This is a genomic window from Rhizobium sp. R634, from assembly GCF_002211305.1.
In the GTDB taxonomy this organism is placed as follows: Bacteria; Pseudomonadota; Alphaproteobacteria; order Rhizobiales; family Rhizobiaceae; genus Rhizobium.
In genome coordinates, this window is sequence record NZ_LOKW01000023.1 from 369,702 (window position 1) to 382,269 (window position 12,568).

At 57.7% G+C, this 12,568-nt stretch carries 8 protein-coding genes; 6 read left to right on the forward strand and 2 right to left on the reverse strand.

The window, feature by feature from the left end:
- The first annotated feature begins 8 nt into the window (after positions 1-8).
- Both ATY77_RS19740 and ATY77_RS19750 read left to right on the forward strand, forming a co-directional pair.
- Positions 9-1,874: a TRAP transporter large permease subunit gene (locus tag ATY77_RS19740; protein WP_088688492.1), complete on the forward strand. Its 1,866-nt coding sequence runs from the start codon at positions 9-11 to the stop codon at positions 1,872-1,874.
- A gap of 615 nt (positions 1,875-2,489) precedes the next feature.
- Entirely contained in the window at positions 2,490-3,488 is a 999-nt protein-coding gene (locus ATY77_RS19750; RefSeq protein WP_088688494.1) for an MBL fold metallo-hydrolase, read from the forward strand.
- 176 nt (positions 3,489-3,664) lie between these two features.
- Here the strand turns inward: ATY77_RS19750 and ATY77_RS19755 are convergent, their stop codons facing one another.
- Both ATY77_RS19755 and ATY77_RS19760 read right to left on the reverse strand, forming a co-directional pair.
- Positions 3,665-3,922 carry a hypothetical protein gene (locus tag ATY77_RS19755; RefSeq protein ID WP_088688495.1) on the reverse strand — a complete coding sequence of 86 codons (258 nt, stop codon included), beginning with the start codon at positions 3,920-3,922 and terminating at the stop codon, positions 3,665-3,667.
- A 208-nt stretch (positions 3,923-4,130) separates the two neighbouring features.
- Entirely contained in the window at positions 4,131-6,575 is a 2,445-nt protein-coding gene (locus ATY77_RS19760) for a glycoside hydrolase family 3 C-terminal domain-containing protein (RefSeq protein ID WP_088688603.1), read from the reverse strand.
- 460 nt (positions 6,576-7,035) lie between these two features.
- Between ATY77_RS19760 and ATY77_RS19765 the strand changes: the two genes are divergently transcribed.
- The 4 genes from ATY77_RS19765 to ATY77_RS19780 all read left to right on the forward strand — a co-directional run bounded on the left by ATY77_RS19765 (position 7,036) and on the right by ATY77_RS19780 (position 12,463).
- Positions 7,036-9,552, forward strand: coding sequence for a methyl-accepting chemotaxis protein (locus ATY77_RS19765; RefSeq protein ID WP_064843775.1), 2,517 nt, complete (start codon positions 7,036-7,038; stop codon positions 9,550-9,552).
- Between the two features lie 82 nt (positions 9,553-9,634).
- Entirely contained in the window at positions 9,635-10,528 is an 894-nt protein-coding gene (locus ATY77_RS19770; protein ID WP_040140103.1) for an MBL fold metallo-hydrolase, read from the forward strand.
- 12 nt (positions 10,529-10,540) lie between these two features.
- On the forward strand, positions 10,541-11,665 hold the full coding sequence (locus ATY77_RS19775) for a zinc-dependent alcohol dehydrogenase family protein (protein WP_064843773.1): 1,125 nt from the start codon (positions 10,541-10,543) through the stop codon (positions 11,663-11,665).
- Positions 11,666-11,686: 21 nt separating this feature from the next.
- Positions 11,687-12,463, forward strand: coding sequence for an N-acyl homoserine lactonase family protein (locus ATY77_RS19780; protein WP_064843771.1), 777 nt, complete (start codon positions 11,687-11,689; stop codon positions 12,461-12,463).
- The last annotated feature ends 105 nt before the right edge of the window (positions 12,464-12,568 follow it).

Below are 12,568 nucleotides of genomic sequence, written 5' to 3' on the forward strand. Positions count from 1 at the left end.
GCGTTGACATGGCTACTTCTGAAAATGTCAGCCCCCCGGTGATCGGCGCGTGGCCAGTCCTGGCGAAAGCTGAAGCGGGGGTGGTGCGCCTGATTGAATTGATCGCCGCAGCACTTGTTGTCGTCGAGGTACTCGTGCTGTCGGCGGGCGTCTTCGCCCGCTATGCATGGGGCGAGCCGCTCATCTGGTCGGACGAGCTCGCCTCCATGTTGTTCCTCTGGCTTTCGATCGTGGGCGCGGTCCTCGCTTTTCACCGCGGACAGCACATGAGGATGGGCGTTATCGCGGACGCGATGCCGCCCGTCGTAAGGGCAAGACTGGAGGTGGCTGCACTTATCTTTTGCCTTTCGGTCTGCGTGCTTCTTCTACCCAAAGCCACGGTCTACGCTCTTCATGAAGTTCCGGTCGTCACTCCCGCGATGGAGGTTTCGGTCGCATGGCGTTCGTTTGGTCTTCCGATCGGACTTGGCCTGATGCTTATCCTTGGCGTGACCAATGCCCTTCAGCGCATCAGGCTGAGCGATTTCCTGATCGGAGTCCTTGTAGCCGCATGCTTGATAGGGTTGGCGATTGCGGCCAAACCGTTGATCATGGCGATGGGCAACTGGAACCTCGTGCTTTTCTTCGTAGTCTTCATCGCACTAGGTGTGCTGAGCGGCGTACCAATCGCGTTCGTGTTCGCTCTCGCTGCCATCAGTTATGTGGCTCTGGGTACGAGCCGTCCGATAAGCGTGATCGCGGGTCGGCTTGATGAGGGAATGTCGCATCTTCTCCTGCTGGCGGTCCCGCTGTTCGTGCTGCTGGGTATGCTGATGGAGGTTACGGGCATGGCAAAAGCGATGCTGAACTTCCTGGCGTCCTTGCTCGGACATGTCAGAGGCGGCCTGTGTTACGTCCTCGTCGCGGCAATGTATCTGGTGTCTGGGATATCGGGTTCGAAGACCGCCGACATGGCTGCTGTCGCCCCGGCACTGTTCCCGGAGATGAAAGCGAGAGGATCAAAGCCCGGTGATCTCGTGGCCCTGCTTGCGGCTACGGGTGCGCAGACGGAGACGATCCCGCCGAGCCTCGTATTGATCACCATCGGATCGGTTACGAGCGTATCGATTTCGGCCCTGTTCATAGGCGGTCTTTTGCCGGCGTTCGTCTGCGGATTGATGCTTTGCGTTGTCGTCTGGTGGCGCTATCGCAACGAGGACATGTCGGGTTTTCGCAAGCCGCCGGCCAGGGAGATCTTCCGCACATTCCTGATTGCGCTTCCGGCTTTGGCCCTGCCTTTTATCATCCGTACAGCGGTTGTCGAAGGCGTTGCTACCGCCACGGAAGTCTCGACAATCGGCATTGGCTACTCGCTGCTGGCAGGCCTCCTCATTTACCGCCGGTTCGACCGGAAGCGGGTGGGTCCGATGCTGGTGGAAACGGCGGTCTTGTCCGGAGCCATCCTTTTCATCATCGCGGCGGCAACGGCTGTGGCCTGGTGCCTGACTCAATCGGGCTTTTCGCGTGGGCTGGTTCAGACGATGGCGGGTCTACCCGGAGGAGCGCCGATCTTTATGATCGTGTCGATCGTCGCGTTCATTGTGCTCGGTAGCGTGCTGGAAGGCATTCCCGCGGTGGTTCTGTTCGCACCTCTGGTATTTCCGATCGCCAAGGGATTAGGGATCCACGACGTGCACTATTCGATCGTGGTCATTCTCGCCATGGGAGTGGGCTTGTTCCTCCCGCCGTTCGGCGTCGGTTATTATGCCGCCTGTGCAATCGGCCGTGTGAACCCGGTGGAAGGGATAAAGCCGCTGTGGGGGTACATGATCGCCCTGCTTCTCGGGCTTGCGATCGTCGCAGCGGTGCCCTGGATCTCGATCGGCTTCCTATGACGTGCGACCGTAGGCGGCCGGTAGAGAAGTCGGCCATTCTACGGTCGTAACCATGTCGGATAAGGCGGAATGCCGGGCTGGCAACGTGCTTCAGAAGCATGCTGCTGGCTCCGCACTATGCCCGGGAAGGAATGTACCGCCCACCGGAAGATCGTCACGTCCTCGCGGCTTTCCGTGGCTTCTTCCTCAAGGAGCGGTGCGCTCTTCGAGGGAAGAGGTAACATCTCTCCTCCTACCGCTTAATGAACACCGTTGGCGACCTGACGCAGAGCCACTCACATGACAAAGAGGCAGCCAAGGCGATCCACGATAATCTTGCCGATATTCGGATGCGAGCCGCGTCCCGCAGTCAGGGAGCCAAGAGTTCTTTCGAACTCACCGTAAGCCAACGAGATCTGATGGCCGGAGCAACGCGGTACCCCGAAACCGGTTGTTTCGATTGATTAATCGCAGGTCCGAGCGAGATCATTTGTTGAGCGATGCTCATTGAAATGGACTTGCAATTCAGTTGTCGTAGACCTGCCACTTGATACCTTTCCGATGCAGACAAAGCCGAAATCCGTCGCAAGACAAGCGCGGTCTGCAGACGCTTTTTTACAAATGGGGAGGAGTGAAATGGGAAGTGAACGTTTCGAGATCGACCGCCGCAACTTACTATTGGCAGGGGGAGCTGCTTTGAGTGGAGCCGTTTTGGGTTCGAACAGTATAGCGGCTCACGCTAGGGCGAGCCCCGTTTCTGGGGCACAAGCTCCGGACTTTTATCGATTTGCCATTGGGGACGCCCAGGTAACCATCGTATCAGACGGCCCACTTCCGCTCGGCGACCCGACACAAAGCTTTCTCGGCGTCCCGGCCGACGAGATAAGATCCATGCTAAACCACAGCTTCCTGCCCACGGATGAGGTCGTTCTCGCTCAGAACGCACCTGTCGTAAACATCGGTGGCAAGCTGATTTTGTTCGACACGGGGATGGGATCGCTTAAGCAATTTGGCCCGACGACTGGCCGTCTCAAGTCTTGCTTGGCCGCCGCGAATATTGCGCTGGAAGATATTGACGCTGTCGTCTGTTCGCATGCTCATTGGGACCACGTCGGCGGAATCTGGGGCGACGACGGGAAACCAACGTTTCCAAACGCCCAGGTGTACATCAGCCAAACCGACTACGATTTCTGGACCGACGAGAAAAAACTTGGAGGCGATCTCAACGGTCTTGTTAAAGCCGCGATCCACAACCTCAAACCCGTGCGGGACCGCATGGTTTTTTTCCAAGACGAACAAGAGTTTCTTCCTGGTATTCATGCCATTAGCGCTCCTGGACACACACTCGGCCATAGCTGCTTTATGATTGAATCAGCAGGAAAGACAATGTGCTATGGCGGCGACCTCACTCATCATCCTGTGCTTCTGTTCGAAAAGCCTTTGATGGAATTTGCGTTTGATACCGATCCCAAACTGTCGGCTCAATCGCGTGTGCGCATTCTGAAAATGCTGGCCTCCAATAGAATACCCTTCATGTCCTACCACTTCCCATGGCCGGGCTACGGGCACGTTGGCATAGCGGGAGAGGGCTTCGAGTATTTTCCTGAGCCACTACATCTTAGCCTGTTGGACTGAGTGGTAGAGAAGGGCGCGAGGGCAATCCTTCGCGTCAATCCTATCCGGAGGGCAGTCGAACGAAATCATCACATGGCGGAAGTTACGCAACAAGCAGTGTGCGCCTTCATCGCGTTGCTAGACATCAAGTCTCGCGGGAACGCCAACTGAAATCAAGAGCGATCGGCGGACCGCACCTAAAGGCCATTCCTGATCGGAAACATATCCTCGCCGTAGTGGTGAAGCCTCGTGTGATGCCGTCGGCATAACCAGCGCACCTTTAAAGGGTCGTCGTATTGATCATGATGGGCGTCGACCATTTCAGTCCCGCAGACCTCACATGTTTGCTTTTCCAGCTCGCCTGCCTTTACAGCTCGCTGTACAGCAAGATGAGCATCATATTTCGCTGGATTAGCACGGCGCCAATTTGCTTGGCGGGTGTCGGTTTTCAGCATCGCCGCATCCTGTGCCTGTAATTTTGAACGTGTCCGCCAACGCTTCCGACGCCATCTTCGCCGCCTATGAAGGTCGGTATCCTTCCTGTCGATGACAATATCGCCCGTCTTGAGCCATTCATTCACTCATTCACCGAGCTTCACCGCCACTGCGCTCTTTTTTTGGGACTCAACCACCGCCAAACGTAGTCTTTGATTCTCTGCACGATTAGAGCGCTAAGACAGCGCCCTTTTGCGTGACAGTTCCACTCAAACGGATGTCGGTGGCCGAGAACCCAACCATAACTGCAAATTCCCCCGTCTCTATCCGCCAGCACCGCTCGGTCGTGTCGAAGAAGGCAAATGTTCGGGCGTCAAGAATGAAACTGAGCCTTCGTTTCTCACCGGGTTCCAGGCCGATTTTCGAGAAGGCCTTCAATTCTTTAACCGGTCTGGGTACAGATGCTTCAACATCGCCCACATAGATTTGCACCACTGCCGAACCTGGCCGCTCGCTGACGTTGGTCAATCCCAGTGTCACTGTCACCGCGCCGGCAGGATCCGGCAGCCCCACCGTCAGGTCTGACATCGCAAAGCTTGAATAACCGAGACCATGACCGAAGGGGAACAGTGGCTTAATGTCCTGGCGATCGTAGTGCCGATATCCAACGAACACACCTTCGTCATATCGCACATGGCCATTCTTGCCTGGATAGACCGCGTCATCCTCGGTATGTGTGGGATTGTCAGCCCAGCGCACGGGGAAAGTCTGTGCCAGTCGGCCCGAGGGCTCGGCCTTGCCAAGGAGCACATCGGCGATCGCGTTGCCAGCTTCCTGACCGGGATACCAGCATTGCAGTACTGCACGAGCACCGGAAAGCCAGGGCATTTCCACCGGTCCACCGGTTTGTAGGACGACAATCGTGTTCGGATTGGCCGCAATTACCGCCTCAACAAGCTGGTCCTGCAGACCAGGAAGTGCAATGCCGCGGAGATCGGAGCCCTCGGTATCCCAGTCGCCCGTTCTGCCCACGAAGACTACCGCATGATCAGCCTTCGCGGCGACGGCTGCTGCCTCGGCAATCTCCGCTTCGGCCGAAAACCTGCCTATTCCTACCCGAATTGCGGCGATATAGAGGTTGACGTGATCGTGCCGGGCGTACTCGGCGACGACCTCGTATGTACGGCCGGCTTCGAGCGTGATTTCGCCCACGACCTCCTCGCAGCCTTCTTCAAAGAATGTGGTACCACGTGTCCAGGAAGCCCAGGCGTCCACCACAAGCCTGCCGTCCACATAGACCCGACCAAGCCCGGCCGAGGTCAGGCCGACGCGATAGACGCCGGCTTCTAAGGCTGTGAATACGGTGCGCATTCGGGCGGAAAAGCGATACGGATCGACTAGGCCCCCGGCCACGGGGGGCAACCATACACCGAGGCTCGACGGTTCCTCGATAACCTTCACGGGCCCGCCAGCAAGCTCCCTTTCTTGGAAAAATTCGAAGGTTGTCGGGTTTTCGATCAGCGGCTGAAACCGATAATTGCTGCAACCCTGAGCGTAGCACACGTTCTCCTCACCCAGGGCGTCCGCCAGCCCCTGCCACGGACTGACGACATAGTGGGGGTTCAACTGCGCCGAGCCGCCTCCCATAACCTGCGCGATCTTGGCATTGGGTCCAATGATGGCGACCGTACCTTGCTGAGCCAATGGCAGGATGCCGTCATTCTGTAGCAGAACTGCGCTTTCCGCTCCCGCGCGCCTGATGAGTGCCCTATGTTCCGGCCGATTAATGGCGTACTCCTTAAACTCGCGATGATCGTTGATTGCGCCGGTGCGTTCCATCAGGGTCAGGATATTGTGCACACAGGCGCGGACGGTCTCGACACTTACCTCGCCCGCGTCGATCGCCGCCAGAAGCTTGGAGCCGCGGTCGCGGGTCGGGCCCGGCATCTCCAGATCCAGCCCAGCATTCACGGTGGGTGCGGTCGAACGCGAGCCGAACCAGTCCGACATCACCACGCCGTTAAAACCCCAGTCACCGCGTAGTACCTCGTTCAACAGCCAATGGCTTTCCGCCGTGTAAGTACCGTTTAGTTTGTTATATGAAGACATCACGGCCCAGACCTTTGCCCGCTTCACCGCCGCCTCAAAGGGTATTAGGTAGACTTCGCGCAGAGTGCGTTCATCGATATCTGAAGAGATGGTTGTACGTTCGATCTCGGACTCGTTGCCGGCGAAATGTTTTATCGTGGCACCCACTTTCTTGGACTGCAGACCTTCGATATAGCCGACGGCAAGTTCCGCCGTCAGTATCGGATCCTCAGAGAAACACTCAAAGTTGCGGCCGTTTGTGACGCTGCGCTGGATGTTAACGGTCGGCGCCAACGAGACATGAGCCCCTTTGGAAAGAACCTCGTCACCTAGCGCACTGCCGATTTCCCTGGCTAGGTCCGGGTTCCAACTCGCTCCGATGGCAATGCCTACCGGGAAAGCCGCTGCAGTCACACCCCCGACAAAAGACCCCGCCCCGCGGGCGCCGTTGGGGCCGTCCGTCAAGCGCAATCTCCCTATCCCTAGGCGGTCGATGGGCGGTAAAGACCAGAACGTATCGCCGGAAAGTAGCGAGACCTGCTCGGCCAAGGTCATATTATCGAGCAATGCTCTCGTATCAGTCATCTTCTCTGCTTCCTCAATCTCAACACTTACCGTTCCCAGATCGGGCATCTCTATATGCATATTGGGAAAGCTGGTGAGGTCGGCGTCATCCGTGGAGCCGTCCATCCATGAGAAGGAAGGCCCGTTTGTTCACCAAGGCGCCGTCACCACGACGACGACATGTTCGCAGCCTTCACGTGGCCGAGATGACGTCACCGCTTTCCACTGAAAACAAGGACATCGCGGTTTGATCGATGTCAGCGGTGAAAGTTGTGCCGGCTGCGGCAGCGCCGGTTCTGGAGTTATTCCTCCGCAAGTTCGCGAGACAATTTGAAAACCTGAACATGCTATCAGACAATCTGTTGACAGACAATCCTCAGTCGCGCAGCCTCGTGTCGTCATTGATGATTCGATGTCTCCATCGGAGGCGGATCCCGATTGATGAAGCTTCTTCACCGCCTATGGACAAGGATGGACCACGATGGACAGGCTGTTGTCCCGTTTCCGGCTACAGACAAAAGTAATCATTTTCGTACTGCCTTTCATAATCAGCATTTGCGCGGTGGGATTTTTGGGGCACTACGCCGCGGGTCTCCTACAAAGCCGCCTGGAAACCTCGAGCCAGGTGATGCAGGTGCTCTCGGGTTTCCGTGACGTCTCCGCCTCGATGAGAGAGTTTCTCGATGAGGCGTCGGAAGAAAGGCGCGATCGCGTGAAGGCTGACCTGCTCGCCCAGCAATCGCATCTGCAAGCTTTAGTGACGAATGCCGGAGCTACGGGGGAAAGCGAAGGCCTCCTGTCGGCAAACGCGATTATGCGGGACGTGGTGGACAATTTTGGCTCTCTCTGGAGCATCCATGAAAGCGAAGAGCAACTGATAACCTCGATCGCCAATCATTCTGAATCGCTGGTTTGGTCGCAGGATGAAATGCTCAGGCTAGCTGACGAGTTGAGGAAGTCCGGCGAGCAGTCCGAGGGCGCCGCCAAATCGATGTTGCGCGATGCCGACAGGGTGACAGGCTATGCAACCTTCTTCCTTGATTTTGCCGCGGGCTACCAATCCGCCGGAACGACCGAGCTGAAACTCGAATATTTGCGCGGCAAAGTGGGCGAGTTGCGTCGAAGCGCCCGAAATCTGCGGGCTTCCTTGCCGTCGGACGCTACAAAACTGTCGAGCTCGGTCGACGGCGCGGTGAAAAGCGTAACAGAAATTCTGTCGCAGGGCGCCGCATCGGACAACGCCGTAGGCCTCGACACCGCAATGTCCGCGTTCAAGGAAATCTCCGTCGGGATTAACGCGGTGGCGAACCAGCAAACAAAGAAAGCAATCGTCGAGTTCGCAGGTCTCGACCAACGTTTGGCCAAGATCAGCAGCGCCTTGGACGGCAGCCGAAGACTTTCGGACTCCAGCTATCTCATCAGGATACACCTTGCGCGCTTCATAGCCGACCCTACCGAACAAAACCGCGCGCAACTCATCCAGAACTTCGACAGAACGAAGAAGGAGATATTGGACATCTGGAGTGCCGCTTCCGATCTCGACCTTTTCAAGGCAGTCCAGAATACGGTCCCTCCGGCGGTAGAGGGTATGACGCAGGACAGTGCGAAGCTCGTCGAGATCTCGGAAGTCAGGCGTGCGCAATATAGGCAAACGACAGACCAGTTGAACACCATATGGGGCCACCTCACGACGTTTGCCGACGCCCAGCGTGCCAGGGCCATCGAAGAGACGGCCCGTGCGAACGGCATTGCCCTCATCACGATATTTGCAGGCGTCCTCGTCGCGCTTCTCGCTGGCTTCGGGATGATTGCGACTTTCAAGAAACCTGTCGTCCGGTTGACCGACGACATGCGGCGTTTGTCCGAAGGGGACCTTGACATAGAGATCGGCGGTTCTGAGCGCGCTGATGAGCTCGGAGAAATGGCCCGGGCACTCTGTGTCTTCAGGGAGAATGCCGTAAGGAAAATCGAGATCGAGAACGACGCGGATCGTCAACGATCAGCTTCCGAAGCTGAACGTCGGCACAACGAGGCGGAGAAAGCCCAGATCGACAAACAGATCGGCGACGCCGTCGACAGTCTTGCCGCTGGGCTGGAGAGGTTATCCAACGGTGATGTTTCGAGCACGATCGATCAACCGTTCTCCGGGCGGCTGGAACAGTTGCGAAAAGACTTCAACAATTCGTTGCTGCGCTTGCAGGCGACGATGTCGGAACTTCGCGGCAACATCGTGCTCATTCGGCAAAATGCAGACAATCTCAGCAGTGGCGCCGATGATCTCTCCCGCCGCAGCGAGCGCCAAGCCGCGTCGTTGGAGGAGACAGCGGCTGCGGTTCATCAACTCACCGCGACGGTGCATTCGTCGACAGAGCAGGCGCAGGCCGCAGCCCGGCTTGTAAAGGAAACCAAGCAGGCCGCGGATGCGTCTGCTTCAGTGGTCACGAACGCGGTCGACGCTATGGGCCGAATAGAAGCGGCTTCCGGGCGCATTTCGCAAATCATCGGCGTAATCGACGAGATCGCTTTCCAGACCAATCTCCTGGCACTCAATGCCGGCGTCGAGGCCGCGAGAGCAGGAGAAGCCGGGCAGGGTTTCGCGGTCGTCGCCCAAGAAGTCCGGGAACTTGCCCAGCGGTCGGCTCTAGCCGCCCAGGAAATCAAGGGACTCATCGCAAGATCGACCGAGGAAGTCGCCTCGGGATCGCGATTGGTGAACGAGGCGGGCAGGGTGCTCATTGCAATATCGTCGAATGTTGCCGGAATTTCCGAAAGGGTTGAGCTTATCGCTGCGGCAAGCAGGGACCAGGCGGCTTCGCTTATCGAAGTGAACCAGGCCGTCGGCGAGATCGATGACAGCACCCAGCGAAACGCTGCCATCGCCGAGCAAGCCCACGCCGCCACTCAGGAACTCACAAAGGAGACCCAGCGACTGATGCAGCAGATAGAACAGTTCAACATCGGCAGGCCGAGGGGTCACATGCTTTCGATCGTTTCCTGACGACAGACTATCATCAATATTCTGTTGACAGATTTTCATACAATCTGTCAAATGGTACAGCCAATCTGGGAGGATATCCGGCGTGCTCAATGACCAAGCGCATCAGACTAAGTTGCCCTATTTCTATCCGTTCAAGTTCGGAACCGGCGAAATAACGGTGCTTTCGGACGGACCGTTGGAATTGGGCGACCCGCGGGAGAATTTTCTCGGAGTCGACGCGGCCACAGTGACGGAAATGCTCGACAGGAACTTCCTGTCCAGTTCGTCGGTAACCCTCGAGCAGAACATCCCGCTGGTCAAAATTAACGGAAAGACCATCCTGTTCGACACCGGGATGGGGACGTCGAAGATTTTCGGGCCGACGACCGGCCGCTTGCTGAAAAGCATGCAGGAGGCAGGCATCGACCCCTTGGAAGTCGATGCCGTGGTGTTGTCCCACGCACACATCGACCACACCGGCGGACTTTGCGATCAGGACGGCAAGCTTAATTTTCCGAACGCGGAGATCTTCATAAGCGAAAGCGACTTCGATGACTGGACCGACGGAGGCAAGCTTGATGCCGGTTTCAAGGCTCAGGTGGAAAATGCCCGGAGAAACCTTCTTCCACACCGTGATCGGATAGCGCATTTCGTGGACGGTCAGGAGTTCCTGCCGGGCGTGCAAGCGGTGCACGCTCCAGGCCACACCTTGGGCCACTTTTGCTTCCTCATGCAGTCTGACAACGATCGGCTCTGCTTCCTCGGCGATCTCACCCATCATCATATCCTGCTGATGGAACGCCCGTGGATGGAGTTCAAGTACGACACCGATCCCAAGCTCTCGGCGCGCTCGCGCACCCGGGTGCTGGATATGCTCGCGACAGACCGCATACCAGTGATGTCCTATCACTTTGCGTGGCCCGGGCTCGGCAACGTCGCCCGGGAGCGGGAAGGCTTCCGCTACGTACCCGCCGCCATGCAGATGCTCTCGAGATAGGAATACACGACAATGCAGATGAAATCCGTCATTCTCCGAGAGTCAGGGCTTCCCAAGCCGTATGCAAGTTCGCGACCTCTCAGTGTCGAGACCGTCGATCTGACGCCTCCGGGCAATCTTGAGGTCCTGGTCAAAATCAAGGCCGCTGGTGTGTGCCACTCCGACCTGTCGGCGATAAACGGCGACCGGCCCCGCCCGCTGCCTGTCGCGTTGGGGCATGAAGCATCCGGCATCGTCGAAGAAATCGGACCCGGTGTCGATACAGTGAAGGTTGGCGATCACGTCGTGATGTCGTTCCTGCCGATCTGCGGACACTGCGATTACTGCGCGGGAGGACGCGCTAGCCTCTGTGAGCCTGGCTATCGCGCAAACGCCGCCGGGACATTGTTGAACGGTAGCAAGCATATCCGTCTTCGCGGCTACGATATCAACCATCACAGCGGCGTATCGGCGTTTTCGGAATACGCGATCGTGTCGGCGCACTCGGTCGTCAAGATCACCAAAGATGTGGACGTCACGATGGCGGCCCTGTTCGGATGCGCCGTCATGACAGGCGTCGGTGCGGTCGTAAACACGTGTGGCGTGAAGCCGGGACAGTCGGTCGCCGTCATCGGCCTTGGGGGCGTGGGCTTGTCGGCGGTCCTCGGAGCGGTGGCCAGCGGAGCAAGCGAGATCGTCGCCATCGATTTGATGCCGGAAAAGCTTGAGCTGGCTAGGTCGCTGGGCGCGACGCGTACCTTCCTGGCAACCTCGCCGGATGTGGTCGGCGAGGTCAAGGAAGCGACACGCGGGGGAGTGGACTACGCCATCGAGATGGCAGGGTCGAGCAAAGCGTTCGAAACCGCTTATGGCATTACGCGGCGCGGCGGCACGACAGCCACAGCGGGTCTGGCGAACGTGAACACCAAATTCGAGATCTCGCCGCTTCCTCTTGTCGGGGAAGAACGCATCATCAAAGGCAGCTACATGGGGTCCTGCGTGCCTTCGCGCGATATTCCCCGTTATATCGACCTGTTCCTCAAAGGCAGGTTGCCCGTGGAGAGACTGCTGTCGAGCACTGGCCCGCTTGAGGAAATCAACGAGGCCTTCGACCGGTTAGACCGTGGCGAGGTGATCCGGCATCTGCTGGTTCCCTGAGCCTGCGGAAGGAGCGAGAATTTGAACGACTGGAAAGTCCTGGCGATACATTACGGCACTGCGGTTCGGCCCGTTAGCGAACTCGGCCTGGAAGCAGGAGATCCCCACGACGCCCCGGGCAGGATCGAGTATTTCGTCTGGTTGATCCGCCATGGTGAACGTCTGATCCTGGTTGACACCGGGTTTAGCCCGCAGGAGGCTGAAAGGCGCGGGAGGACCATGTTGATCCATCCGGTCGAGGCGCTTCGCCAGCTCGGGATTTCCGCATCGTCCATTACCGACGTCGTTATCACGCATCTCCACTATGATCACGCGGGAAACCTTGTGGACTTCCCCAAAGCCCTGTTCCACTTGCAGGATCGGGAGATGGCCTACGGTACAGGACGATGCATGTGCCATGATCGTCTTCGGCGTCCCTTCGCAGTGGACGCCGTCGTTGATGCGGTCCGCCTGACGTTTTCCGGCAGAATGCGCTTCCACGACGGGAACGGCGAGATTATGGAGGGACTCACCATCCATCTCGTCGGCGGTCATTCCAAAGGCCTTCAGGTCGTGAGGCTGGACGATGGCGATGAAGTCGTCGTCATCGCATCGGACGCACTCCATTTTCAACGCTATCTGGAGCATGACGACGTCTTTCCGCTTTTTGCCGATTACGCCGACGTACTGGAGGGATACCGAACGCTCCGTGAACTATCAGGACCGTCCGGCTTACTTGTTCCAGGCCATGATCCCGCAGTCCTGACGGGTTTTCCATCGCTGTCACCCGATCTCGCTTTTGCAAAGGTTCTACGGTAATGGGGACGCGTGGAATGTCCGGTAAGAGATAAAGCTGAGGCGTTCTTCGCTTTTGTCAGACAATCGGGTTGTCTCACCAGGATAACCCACCATATAGTACCATGA

What these genes read in the sequence shown, in the direction of transcription:
- ATY77_RS19765 (WP_064843775.1), top strand. Translation starts at nt 7,036, where the DNA reads ATGGACAGGCTGTTGTCCCGTTTCCGGCTACAGACAAAAGTAATCATT.
- ATY77_RS19740 (WP_088688492.1), top strand. Translation starts at nt 9, where the DNA reads ATGGCTACTTCTGAAAATGTCAGCCCCCCGGTGATCGGCGCGTGGCCA.
- ATY77_RS19760 (WP_088688603.1), bottom strand. Translation starts at nt 6,575, where the DNA reads ATGACTGATACGAGAGCATTGCTCGATAATATGACCTTGGCCGAGCAG.
- ATY77_RS19755 (WP_088688495.1), bottom strand. Translation starts at nt 3,922, where the DNA reads ATGCTGAAAACCGACACCCGCCAAGCAAATTGGCGCCGTGCTAATCCA.
- ATY77_RS19750 (WP_088688494.1), top strand. Translation starts at nt 2,490, where the DNA reads ATGGGAAGTGAACGTTTCGAGATCGACCGCCGCAACTTACTATTGGCA.
- ATY77_RS19775 (WP_064843773.1), top strand. Translation starts at nt 10,541, where the DNA reads ATGCAGATGAAATCCGTCATTCTCCGAGAGTCAGGGCTTCCCAAGCCG.